At 65.5% G+C, this 20788-nt stretch carries 21 protein-coding genes, 1 tRNA gene and 1 pseudogene; 9 read left to right on the top strand and 14 right to left on the bottom strand.

Annotated features, from left to right (window positions below; genetic code table 11):
- The 6 genes from A7G45_RS23075 to A7G45_RS23050 form a co-directional block, all read right to left on the bottom strand.
- Positions 1-249: hypothetical protein (locus A7G45_RS23075; RefSeq protein ID WP_260940480.1), on the bottom strand; the 249-nt coding region annotated here is incomplete at its 3' end.
- Positions 246-425, bottom strand: a complete 180-nt coding sequence (locus A7G45_RS23070; protein ID WP_260940496.1) for a helix-turn-helix domain-containing protein — start codon at positions 423-425, stop codon at positions 246-248. The genes A7G45_RS23070 and A7G45_RS23075, both read right to left, overlap by 4 nt.
- On the bottom strand, positions 425-955 hold the full coding sequence (locus A7G45_RS23065; protein WP_260940479.1) for a hypothetical protein: 531 nt from the start codon (positions 953-955) through the stop codon (positions 425-427). The genes A7G45_RS23070 and A7G45_RS23065 overlap by 1 nt, the downstream gene beginning before the upstream one ends.
- A gap of 3 nt (positions 956-958) precedes the next feature.
- Positions 959-1822, bottom strand: coding sequence for a hypothetical protein (locus A7G45_RS23060; RefSeq protein WP_260940477.1), 864 nt, complete (start codon positions 1820-1822; stop codon positions 959-961).
- A gap of 7 nt (positions 1823-1829) precedes the next feature.
- Positions 1830-2573, bottom strand: a complete 744-nt coding sequence (locus A7G45_RS23055; RefSeq protein ID WP_260940475.1) for a hypothetical protein — start codon at positions 2571-2573, stop codon at positions 1830-1832.
- Entirely contained in the window at positions 2573-2857 is a 285-nt protein-coding gene (locus A7G45_RS23050) for a helix-turn-helix domain-containing protein (protein ID WP_226518945.1), read from the bottom strand. Before A7G45_RS23050 ends, A7G45_RS23055 begins: the two co-directional genes overlap by 1 nt.
- Positions 2858-3006: 149 nt before the next feature.
- Here A7G45_RS23050 and A7G45_RS23045 point away from each other — a divergent pair, with 149 nt between their 5' ends.
- The gene (locus A7G45_RS23045) at positions 3007-3735 is read left to right on the top strand and encodes a hypothetical protein (protein WP_260940471.1); all 729 of its coding nucleotides are present in this window, start codon (positions 3007-3009) and stop codon (positions 3733-3735) included.
- A gap of 362 nt (positions 3736-4097) precedes the next feature.
- Positions 4098-5393 carry an Rv2253/PknI dimerization domain-containing protein gene (locus tag A7G45_RS23040; protein ID WP_260940469.1) on the top strand — a complete coding sequence of 432 codons (1296 nt, stop codon included), beginning with the start codon at positions 4098-4100 and terminating at the stop codon, positions 5391-5393.
- Here A7G45_RS23040 and A7G45_RS23035 read toward each other — a convergent pair.
- Positions 5383-5658, bottom strand: a pseudogene (locus A7G45_RS23035) (tyrosine-type recombinase/integrase); the annotation flags it as partial. The gene A7G45_RS23040 and the pseudogene A7G45_RS23035 overlap by 11 nt on opposite strands.
- Before the next feature lie 148 nt (positions 5659-5806).
- Positions 5807-5883: transfer RNA gene (locus A7G45_RS23030), tRNA-Ile, on the bottom strand.
- 88 nt (positions 5884-5971) lie between these two features.
- On the opposite strand from A7G45_RS23030, the gene A7G45_RS23025 reads away from it, so the two are divergent.
- Together A7G45_RS23025 and A7G45_RS23020 are read left to right on the top strand one after the other, a co-directional pair.
- Positions 5972-7216 (top strand): phytanoyl-CoA dioxygenase family protein, encoded by a 1245-nt coding sequence (locus A7G45_RS23025; protein ID WP_260940464.1) that lies wholly within the window; start codon positions 5972-5974, stop codon positions 7214-7216.
- Between the two features lie 38 nt (positions 7217-7254).
- Positions 7255-8058 carry an acyl-CoA thioesterase gene (locus tag A7G45_RS23020; RefSeq protein WP_260940463.1) on the top strand — a complete coding sequence of 268 codons (804 nt, stop codon included), beginning with the start codon at positions 7255-7257 and terminating at the stop codon, positions 8056-8058.
- A gap of 31 nt (positions 8059-8089) precedes the next feature.
- Here the strand turns inward: A7G45_RS23020 and A7G45_RS23015 are convergent, their stop codons facing one another.
- Positions 8090-9334, bottom strand: coding sequence for an NADH:flavin oxidoreductase/NADH oxidase family protein (locus A7G45_RS23015; protein WP_260940462.1), 1245 nt, complete (start codon positions 9332-9334; stop codon positions 8090-8092).
- A 124-nt stretch (positions 9335-9458) separates the two neighbouring features.
- On the opposite strand from A7G45_RS23015, the gene A7G45_RS23010 reads away from it, so the two are divergent.
- Complete coding sequence (locus A7G45_RS23010; RefSeq protein ID WP_260940461.1) at positions 9459-10046, top strand: TetR/AcrR family transcriptional regulator; 588 nt, start codon at positions 9459-9461, stop codon at positions 10044-10046.
- A gap of 10 nt (positions 10047-10056) precedes the next feature.
- Here A7G45_RS23010 and A7G45_RS23005 read toward each other — a convergent pair whose 3' ends face one another.
- Positions 10057-10899 carry a carboxymuconolactone decarboxylase family protein gene (locus A7G45_RS23005; RefSeq protein ID WP_377042184.1) on the bottom strand — a complete coding sequence of 281 codons (843 nt, stop codon included), beginning with the start codon at positions 10897-10899 and terminating at the stop codon, positions 10057-10059.
- Positions 10900-10913: 14 nt separating this feature from the next.
- Between A7G45_RS23005 and A7G45_RS23000 the strand changes: the two genes are divergently transcribed.
- Positions 10914-11939: a threonine aldolase family protein gene (locus A7G45_RS23000; RefSeq protein ID WP_260940456.1), complete on the top strand. Its 1026-nt coding sequence runs from the start codon at positions 10914-10916 to the stop codon at positions 11937-11939.
- Here A7G45_RS23000 and A7G45_RS22995 read toward each other — a convergent pair.
- Positions 11923-13293, bottom strand: coding sequence for a metallopeptidase TldD-related protein (locus tag A7G45_RS22995; protein WP_260940454.1), 1371 nt, complete (start codon positions 13291-13293; stop codon positions 11923-11925). The two genes, A7G45_RS23000 and A7G45_RS22995, sit on opposite strands and share 17 nt — an antisense overlap.
- A complete protein-coding gene (locus A7G45_RS22990) occupies positions 13293-14810 on the bottom strand; it encodes a TldD/PmbA family protein (RefSeq protein ID WP_260940452.1) in 1518 nt (505 codons plus the stop codon). The genes A7G45_RS22995 and A7G45_RS22990 overlap by 1 nt, the downstream gene beginning before the upstream one ends.
- A gap of 38 nt (positions 14811-14848) precedes the next feature.
- On the opposite strand from A7G45_RS22990, the gene A7G45_RS22985 reads away from it, so the two are divergent.
- Genes A7G45_RS22985 through A7G45_RS22975 form a run of 3 tightly spaced genes read left to right on the top strand, consistent with a single transcriptional unit; the run spans position 14849 to position 17839 of the window.
- The gene (locus A7G45_RS22985) at positions 14849-15721 is read left to right on the top strand and encodes a carbohydrate ABC transporter permease (protein WP_260940450.1); all 873 of its coding nucleotides are present in this window, start codon (positions 14849-14851) and stop codon (positions 15719-15721) included.
- Complete coding sequence (locus A7G45_RS22980; protein ID WP_260940448.1) at positions 15708-16520, top strand: carbohydrate ABC transporter permease; 813 nt, start codon at positions 15708-15710, stop codon at positions 16518-16520. Before A7G45_RS22985 ends, A7G45_RS22980 begins: the two co-directional genes overlap by 14 nt.
- Positions 16517-17839, top strand: coding sequence for an ABC transporter substrate-binding protein (locus tag A7G45_RS22975; RefSeq protein ID WP_260940447.1), 1323 nt, complete (start codon positions 16517-16519; stop codon positions 17837-17839). The genes A7G45_RS22980 and A7G45_RS22975 overlap by 4 nt, the downstream gene beginning before the upstream one ends.
- On the opposite strand, the gene A7G45_RS22970 is transcribed toward A7G45_RS22975, so the two are convergent.
- Positions 17836-18672: a CbiQ family ECF transporter T component gene (locus A7G45_RS22970; RefSeq protein ID WP_260940445.1), complete on the bottom strand. Its 837-nt coding sequence runs from the start codon at positions 18670-18672 to the stop codon at positions 17836-17838. The two genes, A7G45_RS22975 and A7G45_RS22970, sit on opposite strands and share 4 nt — an antisense overlap.
- Positions 18669-20696, bottom strand: a complete 2028-nt coding sequence (locus tag A7G45_RS22965; protein WP_260940443.1) for an ATP-binding cassette domain-containing protein — start codon at positions 20694-20696, stop codon at positions 18669-18671. The genes A7G45_RS22970 and A7G45_RS22965 overlap by 4 nt, the downstream gene beginning before the upstream one ends.
- Positions 20697-20788: the final 92 nt, after the last annotated feature.

Here is a 20788-nt window from a genome sequence, read left to right as displayed (position 1 = left end):
AACTCCCCGCACAATCGACTGGGCAACCGGCCGCCGATAATTCCCGGCCGCTTCCATCGCCTCGGCTTCCAATTCCTCGACACGACACTTCAACTCAGCGATCTCCTCGTCCTTCACCGCCAACTCATGGACAAGACGCTCACGATCAGCAACCCACTGATCCGCCTGCGCATTCGCATCGAAGAACACCGACGGCCCGCGCTCAGGAAGGGCCAGACGCCGAATCCACGGCACCACAGAGCCGTTCATGCTGACTTCCGCTCGAGGCTGTCGATGTAGCGGTCCAGGTCCTCGCGTCGGAACTTGTTCTTCCCGCCCTCAAACACCGAGATCAACTTCCCGCCACGACGCAGATCATCAACATGGCGCGGACTGGTTGACAGGTACTCGGCCGCAGCGTCTCGGTCGTAGAGGCCCCTGATCATCACGCTGCCTTCTCCTCTGATTCCAGCGCTGGCCAGGTGATCAAGCTCGAACGAATGACCTCCGCCGTTGCCCCAAAGTGCTCAATCAACTTGGCGCGCGACTTAGCCGACTTCTCGGACCTGTACTCGCGTTTAGTGCTGGGCCAGAAGAAATTTCGTCCATACTGCGCAACCCACTCTTCGTCCGGGTCCCAACCCTCGGGCTCCCAGTCTGGGTCGACGTCTCCGAACGTCTCGCCATCGTCGTCGTAATAGAAGAGCGCACCATCCGGGTACTTGGTGATGACGACGCGGTACAGGTAGTAGCCGCCGCTATGCAGTTGGCGATCGGGGTCAATTGATTGCAGCGACCTTGTCAACTCGCGGAGTTCCGGCAATGTCAGGACGGTGTCGACCCGGGAGCTGTCTGCGCCAACCCCGAGATATGCGAGCTCGAGCCCCGAGATCGACCCAAGAGACACGTCGACCTGGCGGCTGCCATCGCTGACGACGTTGACCGGTTCGGAGTAGTGCGCGAAGGTGTCGGACATTGGCTAGACCGCCTCGGGGAAGGTATCGCGAGTCCACGTGCCACCGGCTGGGCGCTGAAACTTGCTGAGCTTGCGACCTTCTCGCCACGCATTCCATGCAACGATGAAGAACGCGATGTAGTCGCGATCTGAGGTGTTGACCTTCTGTTCACGGATGCGCACAAGTCGCTCGCGAAGGGTCAGGATCGGATTGCCGGCGTCCAGGCCAACGCCAGTAGTCAGTCCCCGGGTAAAATCCCGCGCAGCCTCTCCATCGATCAGGTGGAGTTGGAACAGCACCGCGAGCGTCAGGCTGGGCCGGCACTTCACGCGCCGGATTCGGTCCACGCAAATCTGCTCCATCAGGGCGACTTCCGTGGGATGGTTCTCGGCCCACTCGATGACGTGTGGATTGCTGACCTTGTTGGCTACGCGATCGGTGAACAGGTGCCCTGCTGACCATTCGATGTAGACGCGAATCGCGCCGGCGATCACCTTCGAGGAGCCGCCGTTGATGATTCCGTCCAGTGAAAGCTGGTCGCTGGCAGAGCGTTTGCGGCCCTGGTCCATGGTGTCCTGCGCCTTGGTCGGCAGCCCGCGTACTACCAGGAAGGGAATGGCTGGAAAGTCGTCAGCCATCCGAGAGACTGCGGTGAGGCGGTGTTGACCATCGAGGAGAACGTCATCGATTGACCACTTGACCGCCTCGCCGTTGTACTGCCACCGACCCGCGCGCATCTCGGCCATGAGGCGCTGGACGTGCAGCTCTGACAGGGGGCGGTTGCGGGTGTTCTTCGCGAGGACGCGGCGGGCCATCGCGGGATCGACGTAGATGATCGACTGCGTAGGCTTCTCGGGGCTGCGATCGCCGATGCGGTGAACGGTCATTGCGGTGTTACCCTTCTAATTGTTGAATGACGCCATCGATGGCGTCGCGGACTCGGATCAGGTCGCTCAGATTGACGTCGGCGATCTGGTCCTTGTTCTTTTTGAATCGGTCGTTCTCGCTCAGGCTGACGACCCTTTTGACTGCGCGCTTCAGCTCGTAAGCCGCGGAGTCAAAAGACTTGGTGATCGGCTTCTCCGGCGACTTCCGTTGCGGCGCTTGATCAATTTGCTCTTCGGGGAAGCAGGTTTCGCACCCGTATCCGTCGCAATTCCGGCAGACAATCTCGGCGTCGATAACCGACTCAGGCTGTAGCGCATCCGGTTTCGGTTGCGGAAGGCAGCGTTCGCGGCCATCTTGACCAAGCGTCTTACGGTCGGGATCAACCCTTACATTTGTAAGAGTTCGATCACGCGACACAGTTGCGTTACTGACATCGAGCGCGTCGGCGATAGCCTCGCCGGACATGCCAGCTCCGGTCAGCTCGGCCACAACCATCCGGCGCTTCGGCGCCGGCAGTCTCAGCCCGCCGAGTTCGCATTCGCACCACTCGGCCCACGAGCCGTACGCCAGTGCGATCCATACACGACCTCGGAATGCGAGCACCACGTCATCGACGGGAAAGTCATTCACCCAACGGCGGATGCGACTGGTTACTACTTCGGCTTCATCGGCGGTGAGATCGTCACATTCGCCGGCGCCGTCAAACTCGACCGTCAAGTCGCCGTCAGCAAGGGCGAGTTCGGCGGACACTAGGCCACCACAGATTCCGTGATTACTGGGCGAGCGAGAAGCGTGCGGTGATCTTCAATCGCAAGGTGGTCAAGCAGCTTGCGATAGAACTCAACACTCACGCGCTTCGAGGTGCCGTTCTCAATCTTGGTGATGTAAGAGCGGTCGCAACCAAGCGCGGCAGCCGAGTCGGCCACCTTGATTCCCGTACGTTCGCGGATCACCCGAGCGGCAAATCCGTTGATCTCGACCGAGCTAGGCGCCGATCTTTGGGGAGATTTGGGCATGTCGGCAAAGCTAGTCACTTCTAGTCACCATGTCAAGCATGAACTAGCCACTTCTACATATTTCTATCCTGAGCTGCGGAATCACATCGCGTGAAGATGATGGGTGTTCGATAATCACAACGACGTAAGTGACTAGGCGTCCCTAGATGTTCCTAGGTGTGACTGGCATGCTTCTGGCCATGGCCTACACGGAAGAAGAGCGGCGACGGATCGCCGAGGTTGTTAAGAGTGCGCGGATTACGCGAAACCTTGACAAGGAGCCGGCCGCGCGCAGCGCCAAGATCAACTCGATCACCTGGAAGCGGGTGGAGGATGCCGAGAGTGTCAGGGACGCGTCACTGGGCAAAATTCTCTCGTCGCTAGGGCTTCCGTCGGCCGACGAACTTCTTGGGCAACAAGTCATCTATGGCGTCCCCCGAATAGAAGCCAACGAGGAACAGCCTCAGTCGCCGACCCTGCCGGTCATTGACGGGGAGCCCACCATCGTCCATGCGACACGACTACTTTGGCAGCGAATCGTCGCCCTCGCCGAATCGCCAGACGGCGACCTACAGCGTCAGGACAAGGCGGACAGAGTGGTGATCGTCGCGGCCGACGTGATCGCCGACGTTCTTCTCGGACTCAACGCGGGTACGCCGGCAAAGCCGCTAATCGAAGAGATGTTCACCCGAGCCACCCTGGCGGCCCAGCGCCGCCAGGCACGCACTACTACAGAAGGAGGTCAAGATGGCCTGGAAAGCACATCGCAATCGGATGCATCGCCGGAGGAAGACGAAGGCGAGAAGAACCCTGACGAGTTAGCGGACGAGGGTGAGTCTGCGTCCGCCAGGCTCGGGGCGGCCGTCGAGGTGGGGCGGCCCAAACTCCAAGTCGAAGACGTCTCGGAGGACGCGTAGGAATGCTGCGGACCACTGCATGTGTGGGTGTTGCTCGAAGCGGAGCGCCACGTCGTTTCGTAGCTGTTCAAGGTCTGGAGGGTCCATCCGTACCGCGTTCAGTGAAGGTATCGGATGGCGGCATTAGGGCGTGCGGAATCCATTGTGTTCCTACAGGTTTCGGCGTTATGAAGGCTTCCCCGGCCTGCCCGGTAATTTACGTACCAGTCAGATATATTGCCAGCGTTTCCACAGTCGTTATGTAACCGTTATGCAGGTTGCTAGTGCCCAGATCACCCACTGAACAACCGGCCCCAAACGTTCAGCCCAACAATTCAGGAAACCGCCAGTCGGTGACCCTGGCGACAATTAGGATCACCGTCATGTCCAGCAACCCGGGGGATGCTGAGTCAGTCGACCACAATGCGCCGACGCAGGCCGGACCGACTCAGCTCGCCAGCGCCGAGTCCGAGTCTAGTTACGCATGGTCGCTCACCGACCCCATGCCAGTACGGACACCGCTACTAACCCCGGGGCGCATCACTGCCGTGGCGGTTGTTGCGAGCCTAGTGGTCGTCGTCGCGGTCGCCGCCTATGCCGGATACGCAATGGGTAATCGATCGTCGAGCACAGGGAGTGCACCCAGTGTGTCGATCGCCCCTCCGGCAATCCCAAGTGCGCCGAAACCGCCGCCACTCGATGGGGTCTACCGCATCACCTACGACGCCGCGAAGCAACGGACCAACGGGACCGCATCGTCAGGGCCACAGGGCGCCGACACCTACTGGGCATTCCGATCGCAGTGCGACGGAAACGTGTGCCTAGCCAGCGCAACGCCGTTAGACCGGAACAATCACGACGTGGCGCGCACGCCGACTGAGATTGTCAACCTGCAGTACGTGGACGCGCGCTGGCGATCCGATTCGTACGAGGATCAGGTACCACAGAACGAATGTCTGCTAGCGGGCGGACGCGTTGGCCCCGGCAGCCATACATACAGCAGCTATTGGTCCATCGAGCCTGTCAGCGAGAACGAACTGCGCGGCTCTCAAATCGGCTACGCCATGACGAACGAATGCGGCTTCCGTGGAAGCGTGAGCGACCTTCCTATGACAATGGCTCGCGTCAGCGATACACCACCAGCGGTGCACCTGCCAGAGCCAACCCCAGTCAATGCGGTAACCCCAGACGCGAGCATGCACCTTGGGGAGCTGGATGGTCTTTACCGATTCGCGATTGACAACACTCATCAGACGATCAACGGCCGGTCGACAACTAACCCGGCCGCCGATCGGGTAGAGGTCTGGGCGCTGAAATCAGCGTGCACAACCACTAAGTGCGCAGTGGTGGCAGCCCAGGTGTCGCCCGACAACCCACAGCAGAACACCGGACAGGCGATGCTTCTCGAGCTAATAGACGGACAGTGGACGATGCCCACACTGTCTCCACAGCCGCCTGCGCAGTGCCGCAAGGGACCGGGCGCAGATGTCATGGCGATGAAGTGGTCATTCGCCAAAAATCCTGACGGATCCCTGGTTGGCGTGGCCACGGGCGAGATTGTCACAGACCAGTGTGGTCATAGCGGGTGGGTTTATCAGTCGCCCATAACCGGTATCCGGACTGGCGACATACCTCCGACTGTCGCCATCGCTGACCCGGCGTCCTTCGTTAGCCGGTGATCGCCTTCCGTGTCTGCGTACCGATGGCGGCGTCGAGTGCCATAGCTGCGGCTTGGGCGTTGCGTCGGTCGAGGTGCCCGTACCGATCGACGGTTGTCTTGATGGATTCGTGGCCGAGCTGCTGCTGAATCACCGGCAGCGGCACGCCAGCCTGGATCATCCAGGACGCGCAGGTGTGCCGTAAGTCGTGCACGCGCGGCGACTTCCGCAACCCGTTCTTCTGGGCCAGTTCTCGGGCGGGTTGCCAAGACTTCGTATGCAGTGAGGGGCGACGGGAACGACGTGTCGTGCCTCGTTCGACTCACTCGGTGAGGTGTACACGTTCGTCATGCCTGGTGTACACAGGTTCAAAATTATGTCGATGTGTGTACAGCGGTGTGTGCAGGAAGGAAAACCTAAAACACACGCTGACCTGGTAGGGCGGGCGGGGCTCGAACCCGCGACCAAGGGATTATGAGTCCCCGGCTCTAACCAACTGAGCTACCGCCCCATCGCGAAGATCGCGGCCACCATGGTCGCATGTCGCCGCGGGCCGACGCTCCATGGGCTGATAATCGACGTCAGAGGGAAGGGACGGCATGGCGACCGACGAGTTGGGCACCGGGCTGCCGTGGGTCGATGCCATCGCAGCGTCGTTTCCGCAGCATTCGTTCGGCGCGTTCCACACCCGCGATCTACCCGCTCTCAGCGCCCGACACGGCGCCCTCGTCGTCGACGACCTCGCCGGTGTCCCACCGCTCGCGTTCCAACTCCCGGACGGCACGGCGTTCACCTGGCGCGCGACGCCAACCGGAGTGGAAACCAGCGCAGGCGACACCAACGCCGCCACCCTGGTCGAGCTCGACGAGACCACGTTCTCGGCGTTCCTGCACCGACTGCTGTCAGCGTCCGGCGCCGTCCGCACCGGCCGGGCGCGCATGATTCGCGGCACGCTGCCGGACTGGCAGCGCTGGGAGCCCGCCATCCAGACCCTGCTGAGCGGTACCCCGATCTACACCGCCGCGGTGCGGGACACGCTTATCGACCGGGACGGCCGGCCGCTCGATCTGAACCAAACCTTCACCGCCGAGGACGACATCGAAGACCTGCGCCACTTCTTCAACGTCGCCGGCTACCTGCACATCCGCGGCGTCTACAGCCCTGACGAAATCGCCGCCTGGGGCGCGGAAGTCGAGAAAGTCCGAGCCATGAGTACGCCGGGCGACCCGTTCTCGTGGTGGTCGCTGAACTCCAGCGGATCCGAAATCGTCACGCGCATCAACTATCTGGGCCGCTACTCCGACGTCCTGCAAGCGCTGTGTACGGAACCGCGAACCACCGCGTACGCCCGGCTGGCGGGCGCCGACCTCCGGGTCTGCGACGACCGGCTCGACGGCCCAATGGTTTTCATCAAGAACTCCGATGTCGTCAAAGGTGACGGCGATCTGGGCTGGCACGTCGATGACGGCATCGGCGGACACCCCGTCATGTGTCCGCTCATCCAGGCGGGCATCCAGCTCGATCAGGCCAACGCGGCCAACGGCCAGTTGATGGTGCTGGCCGGGTCGCACCGCTACACCAAACACTGGCTCCAGTGGGGGCACGAGGGCGACCTCCCCGTCGTCAAGCTCGACACCGAACCCGGCGATCTCACACTGCATTACGGCGACATCATGCACAGCACTCCCCCGCCGACCGCGCCGGATGCCGGGCGCAGGGTCCTGTACTACAAGTTCGCCGAAGAGAAGACCTTCGGATGGATTCCGGCGGGCTGCCACTACAACGACGCGCTCTTCCGCGCCGACGCCGCCGGCAAGGTGTCCAGCCGCGCTGCCACCCACTGACGGCGGGCACGCGACCGACGCCAGGCATCATGTTGAGCGTGACCAGTTCTCACTCGTTCGACCAAGCCCTGGACCTGCAGCCCGTCGATGACACGCGCATGCGCGGCAGCACCCACCCGGACTGGGCGAACATGGTCGGCCCGTTCGGCGGCGTCACCGCCGCGACACTGTTGCATGCGGTCGAGCTACGGCCCGATCGCATCGGTGAACCGCTGGCCCTCACCGTCAACTACGCGGCGCCCATCGCCGACGGCGAGTTCGACATCGCACTGAAGCCCGCCCGCACCAACCGGACCAACCAGCACTGGATCGCCGAACTCAGCCAAGACGGCGACATCAAGACCACGGCGACCATGGTCTTCGGTGTCCGTCGCGACACGTGGTCGGACGACGAGTCCCGGATGCCGAGCGTGCCGGGACCCGAGGGACTCGCCATCAGCGGCCCGCCCCTGCCGTGGGTCAGCCAGTACGACATGCGCTTCGTCGAAAACCCTTTTCCGGCAGAGGATGCCCAGCCCAGCGAGTCGTCGAGGACGACGCTATGGGTGCGGGACGCGAACCAACGTGGCCTCGACTTCGCCGCCCTCGCTGCGATGTCCGACATCTTCTATCCGCGAGTTTTCCTGCGGCGCGGCGGCTTCTTCCCGGCCGGCACCATCTCGCTGACCACGTACTTCCACGCCAACGGACACGAGCTCGAGAACATCGGCGGTGACTACGTCTTGGGCAGCGCCCACGCAAACCGCTTCTCGGACGGCTACTTCGACCAGAGCGCCCACGTGTGGACCCGCGACGGTGCGCTGCTGGCCAGCACCCATCAGATCGTCTACTTCAAGGGCTGACGCGCGAACAGCGTCACCGCGAGACCGTCCCTCAGGCTCCGCGTTTGCGCCCGAAGGACGCGCGCCCGTTACGTCGCACCATCGCCACGGTCGTCGCGATACGGCCACGCTTGACGTCAGGCTGCAGACCGGCACCGAGGCGGTGTAGTTGATCGGTGTGCCAGCTGAGATCGAGCAGCCCGTCCATCGACTTGAGATCGACGACTCGCCCGACCACGGGCGGCATGCCGTACCGAATGGTGTGCGAGGTAAGAGCTTCCGTGTGACCAGCCAGGATTTGTTGGGCAGCGTCGGTGGTGGTCGCGGTGGGCCGTCCGAGACCGATGACGTCGCATTCGCCGTTGGAGACGGCATCGTGCATCGCGGAGCGCGACCGGAATCCACCGGTAACGGCCAGCGGCACATCACCGATCAACTCGCGCACAGTGCGGGCGTACTCGAGGAAGTAGGCCTCGCGGGCCCGAGTGCTCTCCGCGGCGGCGCCCATCATGGCGGGTTGTTCGTAGCTCCCGCCACTGATCTCGATGAGGTCCAGCCCTTCCGAGGCGACCGCCGCCAGCACGCCGCGGGATTCGTCTTCGCTGAATCCGCCACGCTGGAAGTCCGCTGAATTGAGTTTGAGCGCAACGGCAAAACTGGGCGAGACCCGGCTGCGGATGCGGCGGATGATCTCGACCAGGAAGCGCATCCGCCGCTGGGGGTCACCACCCCACTCATCGTCGCGCTGATTCGACAACGGCGACAGGAACTGTGCGACGAGATAGCCATGCGCGCCGTGAATCTCGACGCCGTCGAAACCTGCTGTCTCGCAGACCGCAGCGGTCGTCGCGAAGCGGTCGATGATGTCCTCGATCTCGCCGGAGGTCAGCTCGCGTGGGGTTGACGCGCCGGGAAAGTTGAGCGGAACCGCACTGGGCGCAACGGGAACATGTCCGAGTGCGAGCGGATTGGATTGACGCCCAGGGTGATTGATCTGCACGAAGATGGGGACACCGGCGTCCTTGGTCGTCTTGGCCCAGCGCGACAGCGCGTCGAGGTCGCGCTCGTCCTCGATGACGACGTTGCCCGGTTCGCCCAGCTGCGTGCGGTCGACCATCACGTTGCCGGTGACGATCAAGCCGTAGCCGCCACTGCCCCACGCGGTGTACAGCCGTTCGAGACGCTCATCGGGCGCGTTGCGCTTGGTGCCGAGCGCTTCGCTCAAGGCGGCCTTCATGATTCGGTTCGGCAGCACCAGACCGCAAGGCAGGGTCAACGGGTCGTGCAACGCGGTCACGGACTGGTCCTCTCGTCGGCCATCAGATGTTCGGAGGCAAGCGAAATCATCGGGCACGCGGTCGCAGTATATCGATCGGTATACCGACCGCGACGCTAGTACACCGAATGGTATATTTCAAGGCGTGCGGGTACGCGAACGTCTCATCGCGGCGACAGCGTCGCTGATGCGGTGCCATGGCGTCGCAGGGACGGGCATCGCCGGAATCGTCGACACCAGCGGCATCACCCGACGCTCGATCTACGTCAACTTTCCGGGCGGCAAGGCCGAACTTATCGCTGCCGCAACGCGTTCGGCGGGCGATGAGTTGGCGGCGATATTGCGCGACAACATGTCGGAGCCTGATCCGGTCGCCGCCTTCGCCAAGATTTGGGCCGAGCATCTCATCGAGACGAATTTCGAGGGCGGCTGCGCGATCGTCGCGGCAGCGACGAGCCGGGACGAAGCACCCGAGGCGGCCGACGCCGCTGCCGAGGTTTTTGAGGACTGGGTCCAACTGATCGCCGCGCGACTTACCGGCGAGGGCATCAAACCCCAAGTCGCGCAATCGCTGTCAACCACGATTGTCGCCGCGATGGAAGGCGCAGTGGTGATGGCACGCGCCGCGCAGTCGACGACCCCGTTGGACTTGGTCTCGCAGCACATCAGCGAACTCGTCGCCGCGCACCTCCCCGCGCCCCGGCGTGCACCGCGAAAGCGGTCAGCGGTCTAGAGGCACTGCCTCAGGAGAACACCGGCTGACCGTCAGCTCCCAGCAGATACCGCTCGGTGCCTTCGGCGACCCGGGGTGCGTCGCCGCCCAGCGCCACGGCGACCTTGTTGATGGCGTTGCGCATGACGTCGAGCGTGATCTCGGTGGCCTCGGCGTCGGAGAAGTGCGCCCGCACGTCGGCGGCCACCTCGGCCGGAATCCGCGACGGCGTCCAGACCAGGGCGTCGACATAGCGCAGCGCCGCCTTCTGCCGCTCGTCGAGCAGCGTCGACGATTCGTACAGTTCGATCTCGGAGTACAGGGACTCGTTGCCGCCGGCGTCCAGCGCGGTGCCCTCGCGCAGCGACTTACACAGCCGGCAGTTGTGGGCGGCCGCTCCGCGCAGCCGCACCACCTCGGTCATCACCGGATCGAGCTCGCGTCGCGCCCCGACCGAGCTGGCGAACCGGTTCAGCAGCAGGTCCACCGGATCGGTGGCGTGGTCCCAGCCGTCGGGGTCGGCTACCGGCGGCAACCCCAAAGCGGCGAATCCGGCCCGCACCCGCGGCACGAAATCGGCAATGAACATCAGCGCCACGATGCGAAAACTATTGGTGCCCAGCGCTGCAGTGAGCTGTCCTCGCTGGGCCACAGAAACCACGGACACATCGGTGCTGAACTGCTCGGCGAAATCGGCCACCAGCGGCTCGGCGTCAGACACCGGCCCGAACACCTCTTCATAGGGCAACGCCGCCAGGCCCAAGGTCTCGGCACACGTCTGCCGCATCACCGCATTGAGCCGGCGATCAGCGGGTGGCGACAATGCGATCAGGGCCGTCAGTAGATCCTCCACGCTCTGGATTATTGCCGTGATGAGACCATCGACGCATGGGTTCGACCGTCTCGGCCGCATTCGCCTCCGACAACGCTGCTGGCGCACACCCCCGGGTGATCGAGGCCATCATCGACGCCAACCAAGGCTCGGTGAGCTCGTACGGCACCGACCCCAGCACGGAACGTGCAGCGCAGGCCCTCAGAGCAGCCTTCGAGGCCCCCGACGCCTACGTGCTGTTCGCGCTGACGGGTACCGCGGCCAACGTCATCGCGCTGGCCTCCGCGGTACAGCCGTGGCAGGAGATTCTGTGCAGCGACATCGCGCACTCGTTGCTCGACGAAGCCGGCGGACCCGTGCGACTGTCCGGCGCACAGCTGACTCCCCTGCCCAGTGATGACGGGCTGATCGCGCCGCGGGAACTCGATCGGCACATCGCCCGCCGCGGGCCGGTGCACCACTCTCAGCCGCGCATCGTCACCATCACCCAGTCGACCGAGAACGGCCGCGTCTGGTCACCCGCCGCACTAGCGGACTTCATCGACTACGCCCACCGGCACGACCTGCTGGTCCACGTGGACGGCTCGCGCATCGCCAATGCCATTGCCGCGCTGGACGTCCATCCGCGCGACGCCATCGGGGACGCCGACATCGTCACCGTCGGCGGCACCAAGAACGGCATGCTGTTCGGCGACGCCGTGCTGGTTCGTCGGCCCGAACAGTTCCCCGGAATTCGGTTCGTCCAGAAGCAGATCGGTCACCTGGCCAGCAAGCACCGCTTCATCTCAGCCCAGTTCGAGGCGATGCTGCGCGACGACCTCTGGTTGCACAGCGCGGCCCACGCCAACCGGATGGCCGCGACCTTGAGCGCCGGGATGACGGAGGCGGGGCTGCAACTGGCCGCACCGACCGAGACCAACGAAGTGTTCGTCATTCTGGACGCCCCAACCACGGCGCGCGTCCGGGAACAGTTCGCCGTCCATGCTCCGGATCCGCTGCGACCAATTGTTCGGTTCGTCTGCTCCTGGGCGACCAGTGACGAGGACGTCGCCGCGGCGCTGAAAGTTATTGCGCCTGACTGACCGACGACATGTGGAAGTCCGGAATCCGCAGCGACGGCATCTGGGCGCGGGTGGCCCAGTCGCCCCATTCGCGGGGCAGCGTCGTCTCGCTGACGCCGGCCTCGGTGGCGCGGCGCAGCAGGTCCAGCGGGCTCTCGTTGAACCGGAAATTGTTGACCGCGCCCGTCACCTCGCCGTCCTCGATGAGGTAGACGCCGTCGCGCGTCAGGCCCGTCAGCAGCAGGACCGTCGGGTCGACCTCCCGCATGTACCACAGCGTGGTCAGCAGCAGGCCGCGCTCAGTGCTGCCGATCATCTCGGCCAGGCTCACGGTGCCGCCGGTCATGAGCAGGTTGTCGGCGGGCACTGCCACCGGCGCGTCGAATTCCGCTGCGGCAGAGCGTGGATAGGCCAGTGCGTTCACGACGCCGTCGCGAATCCAGTCGACGCGGCCGATGTCCAGGCCGTTGTCGAACACCGATACCCGCTCCGACGAACTCGACGCCGCCACGAACGGCAGGCATTCCAGTCCGGGCGCAACAGGATCCGAGTACAGCGTCAGCCCGAGATCGGTGAGCTTCTCCCCCACCCGGGTGCCGCCCGGCGCCGACAGCGCGGTGCGCCCTTCCTGGGCGCCGCGGCCGTCCATGCTCCAGCCGAGGTAGATCATCATGTCCGCGACGGTCGACGGCGGCATCAGCGTCTCGTACCGGCCGGCCGGCAACTCCACGGTCTTCGTTGCCCAACCCAGCCGCAGGCACAGGTCGTCGAGCATGGAATCGATTGGCACATCGACGAAATCGGCGGTGCTGACCCCGGCCCAGGCGCTGGCTCCGCCACGTTTGGCGTTGACCTCGACCGAGCCGGTCGGCTGCGTGAAGCGCCGCCGGATACCGCCCGAGGTAGCCAGATAGGTGGTGTCGAGCTCATGCCGGGCGAACCCGTACAGCGCGTCGCTGCGGTGGAAGCCGTCGACGAGACGCGCACCCACGTTCCCGAACACCGAGGCACCGGTCAGCGGCGACGGCGCCTCCCAGTCGTCCGACACCTCCTGGCCGGCCAGCGCCGGCGCGCTGTCGCGGGCCTCCGGCGCCGCCTGTGCGGCATCCTGCGACGCCGCCACCAGACCGGCGATGGTCGCCGGATCGACTTCGCTGGACTTCACCGCGCCGACCCGGGACTTATCCCCTTGCCGGACAATCGAAATGACGGTGGTATCCCGGCTCACCGACTCGCCGTTGGTGGTCATGGTGTTGCGGGCCCAGCGCAGCGACGCGGTGGATCGGTCGGTCACCAGGACGATGGTCTCGTCGGCTCGACCCCGGCGGGCGGCCTCGGCCAGCACCAGGTCGACAACCTGCGGTGCACTGATCATCAACGCCCCGATTCAGTTCGCGTGTTGAGCACATTGATTCCCCGGAACAGGGCGGACGGGCAGCCGTGGCTGACGGCGGCCACCTGGCCGGGTTGCGCCTTGCCACAGTTGAACGCCCCGCCAAGGCGCCAGGTCGATTCTCCGCCAACGGCTTCCATCGAACCCCAGAAGTCGGTGGTGGTGGCCTGGTAGGCGACGTCGCGCACCTGCCCGTCCAGCTTGCCGTCGCGAATCTTGAAGAACCGCTGCCCGGTGAACTGGAAGTTGTACCGCTGCATGTCAATTGACCACGACTTGTCGCCGACGATGTAGATGCCGTTCTCGACGCGGCCGATCAGGTCGTCGGTGCTCAGATCGTCGGGCCCGGCCTGCAACGATACGTTGGCCATCCGCTGGATGGGCACGTGATGTGGCGAGTCCGCGTAGGAGCAGCCGTTGGACCGGGCCACCCCCAGTTTCGGCGCGAACACCCGGTCCAGCTGGTAGCCGACGAAGACGCCGTCGCGCACCAGGTCCCAACTCTGCGCGCGGACGCCTTCGTCGTCGAATCCGATGGTGGCGAGCCCGTGTTCGACGGTGCGGTCGGCGGTGACGTTCATGATCGGCGACCCGTACTGCATGGTGCCCAGCTTGTCCGGGGTGGCGAACGAGGTACCGGCGTAGGCCGCTTCATAACCGATGGCGCGGTCGTATTCGGTGGCGTGGCCGATGGATTCGTGGATGGTCAGCCACAGGTTCGTCGGGTCGATCACCAGGTCGGTCGGACCAGCGGTCACACTCGGCGCCTTGACCTTCTCGGCCAACAGCGTCGGCAGCTCGGCCAATTCGGTTGTCCAGTCCCACACCTCGTCACCGGCGACGGCTTCCCAGCCGCGGGCGGTCGGCGGCGCCAGGGTGCGCATGCTCTCGAACGATCCGGCGGCGCTGTCTACGGCGACGGCCTCGAGCATCGGCTGCACCCGCACCCGCTGCTGGGTGATCGACGAGCCGAACACATCGGCGTAGAACACCTGCTCCTTGACTGCCTGCAGCCCCGCCGACACGTGGTCCACTCCGTCGGCCGCGAGCAACCGGCCCGAGTACTCACCCAGCAGCGCGATCTTGTCGGCCGCGGTCACCTCGAACGGGTCGACACCATACGGCGACACCCACGACACATCGGCGTACACCGGTTCCGGCGCCAACTCGATGCGTTCGGCGTTCAGCGGCGCCAACGCCACCGCGACCTGCACCGCGCGGCGCGCGGTCTCGGCCGCGACCTCAGGTTTCAGCTCAGCATGTGAGGCGAAACCCCAGGTGCCGTCCACAATCACCCGCACGGCGAGCCCGATCTCGCGGGTCACCACCGAGGTCTCCAGCTCGCCGTCGCGCAGCTGGATGTGTTCGGTGGTGATCCGGTGAACCCGGAGGTCGGCGTAGCTCGCACCAGCAGCCAGCGCGGCCGACACCGCGGCCTCGGCCAGCAAATGGCGCGGCAGGGCCAGGAAGTCGGCGTCAACCCGTCGCAGCGCAGTCACGGCTACACCGTAATGGCAGGACCGGCTTTAATGATCCGGTGGCACGCCGCAGGTTCCGGGACACCCTGACCGGGTACGCGCTGCTCGCCCCCAGCCTGTTCGGCGTGGTCATGTTTCTACTGCTGCCCATGCTGGTGGTCGGCTGGCTGAGCCTGCAGCGGTGGGACCTCTTGGGACCCATCCGATTTGTCGGGCTCGACAACTGGCAGGCCGTGCTGACCGATCCGACGTTCGGCCGCTCGATGGCAGTGACCTTCGGCTTCATCGCGCTGGTCGTGCCCGTTCAAACAGTGCTGGGTCTGGCGGCGGCCATGCTGCTGGCCCGCGGGTTGCCGGGCACCGGGTTCTTCCGCACGCTCTATGTCCTGCCGTGGATCTGCTCGCCGCTGGCGATCGCGGTGTTGTGGCGCTGGATTCTCAGCCCCACCGATGGCGCGGTCAGCACAGTGCTCGGGCATCGCATCGAATGGCTGACGGACCCGACGCTGGCGCTGCCGCTGGTTTCGGCGGTGACCGTATGGACCAACGTCGGCTACGTGACGCTGTTCTTCCTCGCGGGAATCCTGGCTATCCCCAATGATGTTCACGACGCGGCCCGGATCGACGGGGCGACGGCGTGGCAACGATTCCGTCGTATCACCCTGCCGATGCTGCGGCCAACGCTGTTCTTTGTCCTGGTGACGGGAATTGTGAGTGCGGCACAGGTTTTCGACACCGTGTACGCGCTGACCGGCGGCGGACCGGACGGCCGCACCAATCTCATCGCGCACCGCATCTACGCCGAGGCGTTCGGCTCGGCGGCGGTGGGCCGCGCCGCGGTGATGGCGTTGATCCTGTTCGTCCTGCTGCTCGGCATCACGTTGGTGCAGCACATCTACTTCCGTCGACGGGTCAGCTATGACCTCACGTAACGCGCTGATCTACCTGGTCCTGGTGGCCGGCGCCGCGATCACCCTGGTGCCGTTCGGCCTGGGTCTGCTGACCTCGTTCACCTCGGCCCGGCAGTTCAACACCGAGTCGCCGCTGTCGCTGCCGAACCCGCCGACGTTGGACAACTACACGGCCCTGAGCGACGCCGGCTTCGGCCGAGCCGCGCTGGTGACCACCCTGATGACCGCGGTGATCCTGTTGGGCCAGTTGGCCTTTTCCGTGACCGCCGCCTACGCCTTCGCCCGGCTCGAATTCCCGGGCCGGGACACCCTGTTCTGGCTGTACCTGGCGACGCTGATGGTGCCGGCAACGGTCACCGTCGTGCCGCTGTATCTGATGATGGCCGAAGCAGGGCTGCGCAATACGTTCTGGGCGTTGGTGCTGCCGTTCGTGTTCGGCTCGCCCTATGCGATTTTCCTACTGCGCGAGTACTTCCGGTCCATCCCGGCCGACCTGATCCGCGCAGCCCGCATCGACGGCGCCGGCACGCTCGATGTCATCGTGCACGTGGTGCTACCGGCCAGCCGGTCGATTCTCGTGACGCTGGGGCTGATCACCGTTGTCTCGCAATGGAACAGCTTCATGTGGCCGCTGGTGATCACCAGCGGCTCCTCGTGGCGGGTACTGACCGTCGCCACTGCCGGGCTGCAGTCGCAGTTCGACGCGCAGTGGACCGTGGTGCTCGCCGCGACGACCGTTGCGATCGTGCCGCTCATCCTGCTGTTCAGTGTGCTGGGCCGGCACATCGTGCGCTCCATCGTCGTCACCGGCTTGAAATGAAGTTCTCGACCCGGTTCGTGACCGCCCTGGCTGCCGCCATGGCGGTGCTGCTGGTGGCCGCCGTGCTCATGGGCCGGACGCCGGACACCGGGAAAACCGTTGTCACCGTGCGGCTGTGGGACGCGCAGGTCGCTGCCGCGTACCGGTCGTCATTCGCCGAGTTCACGCGCCGGCACCCGGACATCGAGGTCCGGGTCGACGTCGTCGCCTATGCGTCGTACTTCGATTCGCTGCGCACCGATGTCGCGGGCGGTGGTGCCGACGACATCTTCTGGCTGTCCAACGCGTACCTGGCCGGCTACGCCGACGCCGGCCGGCTACTGGACATCGGACAGCTGTTGAGCCCCGGCGCCGCCGGCGCGTGGGATGCCTCGGTGACGCAGCAGTTCACCCGCGGCAACAAGGTGTGGGCGGTGCCGCAGCTGACCGACGGCGGCATCGCGGTGTACTACAACGCCGACCTGCTGGCGACCGCCGGAATCGATCCGGCCGAGCTGGACGCGCTGCACTGGTCCCCCGACGCCGATGACACCCTGCGTCCGCTGCTGGCCCGTCTCACCCTGGACCGGCACGGAAACCAGGCCGGGGCACCGGGATTCGACGCCGGGCAGATACGGCAGTGGGGCTACAACGCGGCCAACGATCTGCAGGGGATCTACCTCAACTACATCGGCTCGGCCGGTGGCACTTTCAGCGACGGGGACCGCTTCGCCTTCGACAACCCCGGTGCACGACAGGCATTCGAGTATCTGGTCAACCTAATCAACACCGACCACGTCTCCCCGTCGGCCGCCGACACCAACGGCAACGGCGACTTCTCCCGCAACCAATTCCTGCAGGGCCGCATGGCGCTGTTCCAGTCGGGCACCTACAACCTGGCCGCCATCGCCGATCAGGCGCCCTTCCGCTGGGGTGTGGCGATGCTGCCCAGCGGACCGGCCGGCCGCGTCAGCGTCACCAACGGGATTGCCGCCGCGGCCAATTCGGCCACCCGTCACCCCGACGCGGTGCGTGCGGTGCTGGCCTGGATGGGCAGCGCCGACGGGAACGCATTCCTTGGCACGAGCGGCGCCGCCGTGCCCGCCGTGCTGGCGGCCCAACGGGTCTACTTCGACTACTGGGCGCAGCGCGGGATTGACGTTCTGCCCTTTTTTCAAGTCCTGAACGGCCCGCGCATCCCGGCCCCCGGCGGCGCGGGCTTCCCGGCCGGATTCCTGGCCATCAGACCGCTTTTCGACGAGATGTTCCTGGGCCGCGCCCCGGTCGCATCGACCTTGGCCGACGCGCAGAAGGCGGCCAACGCCGCAGCCGAACGCTAAAGCTTGCTGGTGGCCAGCGGGGTCCACACCTCGACGTACACCGACAGCGCACACATCGCGACCACCATCAGCAGCGCCACCGCATCGGACAGTCCGGGCCGTGCCGGACTCGCGACGATCTGGCCCACTCCACCACGCGCGGTGATGGCGTCGCCCATCTCGTCGCCGCGGCGCAGCGCCACTGTCACCGCGGCCGCCAGCAGGTCGACGATCTCGACGCGACGCTGCCGGCTGCGCTCGCGGCGGGTCTCCGGCTGCGCACGGGGACGCAACCGACGCGCCGCGAACAGCACGCGATATTCGTCGATCAGCATCGGGAACGCCCGCAGCGCCAAGGCCAACGTGACGGCCCACTCGTCGACGGGGATCCGCAGCCATTTCAGCGGACGGCCCAAAGTGGCCACCGCCGGAGCGATTTCGGCGACGTTGGTGGTCCAGGAGACCAGGCCGCCCAGACCCAGCAGCACGATGGACAACGCGGTGATCTGCAGGAACTTCAGCAAGCCACCCAGTCCCAGGTGCACCGACGCGATGTCGATGAACGGCTCGCCCCCGGCCAGGGCCGCCGTCCCACCGCCGAGCAACAGCAGCACCCACACCAGGCGCGGCACCGACGGCAGCACGCCGCGCGGGATGCGCGCCAGCCACACCGTCAGCATCACCAGCAGCGCGACCAGGCCGATCGGTATCCACCCGGGGTAGATCGTCAGGACGGCGCCGATCAGCGCCACCACAATGAGTTTGGTGCCGGCCCACAGTTCGTGCACCGGCGACGTGCCCGGTATGGGACGCAGCAGCACCATCGACCGGCGCTGGGCGGCTGGGGCGGTCATGATCGTCCTCCCGCGGTGATGGGCGCTTCAGCGAGTTCGCCGCGGTGCAGCCGCAGGATGCGCGGACAGAGCTCGTCGAGTCCGGCGAAGTCGTGCGAGATGACGACGACCGTCAGCCCGGTGGTCCGACGAAGCTCGGCGAGCAACGTGACCAGGCCACGCTGGCTCGCGGCGTCCAGCCCGGCCAGCGGCTCGTCCAGGATCAGGGCCCGGGGACGACGAGACAGCAACCCGGCCAACACCACTCGGCGCATCTGGCCGCCACTGAGCTGATCGATACGCCGGTCGGCCAGCTCGGGGTCCAGGCCGACCATCGCGAGTGCCTCGGTGATCCGGGCGGTGTCGCGCTTCGAAAATCCCGCAGCCGACGCGATTTCGGCGCCAACGCGGGACCGCATCAATTGCAGCCGCGCCGCCTGGAACGAAATCGCCACGGCGCCAACCTGATCGGACACGGGCTTGCCGTCGAGCAGACAGCTGCCGGTGGTCGGCACGGTGAGTCCGGCCAGAATCCAGGCCAGCGTGGACTTGCCGGAGCCGTTGAGCCCGTGGATCAGCACGCCCTCGCCCTCGTGGACGGTGAAGCTGATATCCCGCAACGCCGTTGATTCCCAGGGCGTTCCGCTGCCGTACTGGTGGCCGACTCCGCTGACCTCGAGCACCGCCGGGCCGTCGGGTTCGATGCCCGTCGACACGATCGGCACCGGTGCGGTCGCGACCATCTCGATGTTGTCGCTGGCGCCGTCCAGCCGGACCACCCGGTCAGCGGAGTCGGCTTCATCGTTGTAATGCGTGATGTGCACCAGCGAGGTTCGGTGGTGCCGTGTCAGATCCGACAGCACCGAGAGCAGCACATCGCGGCCCTCCTGGTCGACCATGCTGGTGACCTCGTCGGCGATCAGCAGCGCCGGCTCGCGGGCCAGTGCGGCCGCGACGGCCAGACGCTGCAGCTCGCCGCCGGACAGCCCGCCGGTGTCCCGGTCGGCCATGCCGCTCAAACCGACCTCACCCAGTAGCCGTTCGACGTCGATGGTCGTGCCCGACGGCAGGCCCCAGACCACGTCGTCGGCGACGCGGGTGCCGAGCACCTGACTTTCCGGGTGCTGCATGACCACCGCGGTGCCCCCGGCCTGGCCGAGGCCGACCGCACCCGGTCGGTCGATGCTGCCTGCGGTTGGTGCACGGCCCGCGAGCATGAGCATCAGCGTGGTCTTGCCCGACCCGTTGGCACCGGTGACGGCGACGTGCTCGCCCGCGTTGATGTCCATGCTCACTGGTCCGAGCGCATCACGATTGGTACCTGGGTACCGGAATCGAACATCGCGCAGGCGTGCCGGGACCGGTGCCACCGGTCCGGCGGATTCGGCGGTGTCGAGCTTGTGCACATCGGGAATGCCGAACAGTCGCTTCAAGACTCGCGACAGCGCCCACCAACCCAGCAGGGTGACGAACAGGATGTGCATGATCATCGAGAGCATCACCGGCACCGGCCAGTAGTGCAGGAACGCGGCGAAACTCGTGCGCAGATCCTCGGCAGCAGGCTCCCCGCCGGGCATCGCCCCGACGATGTTGGCGATGCCGTTGATGTTCGAGGTCATCGACGCGAAGATCAGCTCCCGCAGCCGTCCCACCAGCAGCAGGACACCGATGACGTACGCGCCGAACGCAGCTCCCGCGACCACCGACGCCCACAGGACCGTCCCGATTCCGCGGCCCGTGCGCTTGACGATGCCCGTCAGGCCGCCGATGTAGGCGCAGAACACCACCGTCATCAGGCCGCCCATGCCGGCGATGAGGAACGCGATGGTGCCGCCGGCGACGGTCGCGGCCACCAGCACCCGGAGTCGGTAGCGGTAAGCGAGCAGTCCCATCGGGACCGTGCCCAGCATGCCGAGGCCCGCGGCGAACGGTACGACGACGGCAATGATGGCGGTGGCCGCACTCAGCGCCGCCATCACGGCGGCCTGGGCGTACTCGCCCGGATTGAGGGGACCGGCTTTGTCTCGGATGCCGGCAACAGTCATTGCACAATTCTGCCAGCTGCGTAGACGAGTAAACTCGACGCTGATGTGACCGTTACCACTCGCGACGGTAGTTCGACTACATAGAGAATCTA

Source organism: Mycolicibacterium llatzerense (assembly GCF_025331195.1).
GTDB lineage: Bacteria > Actinomycetota > Actinomycetes > Mycobacteriales > Mycobacteriaceae > Mycobacterium > Mycobacterium llatzerense.
Note: the sequence above shows the minus strand (reverse complement) of the source record. Positions and strands in the feature narration are given on the sequence as shown.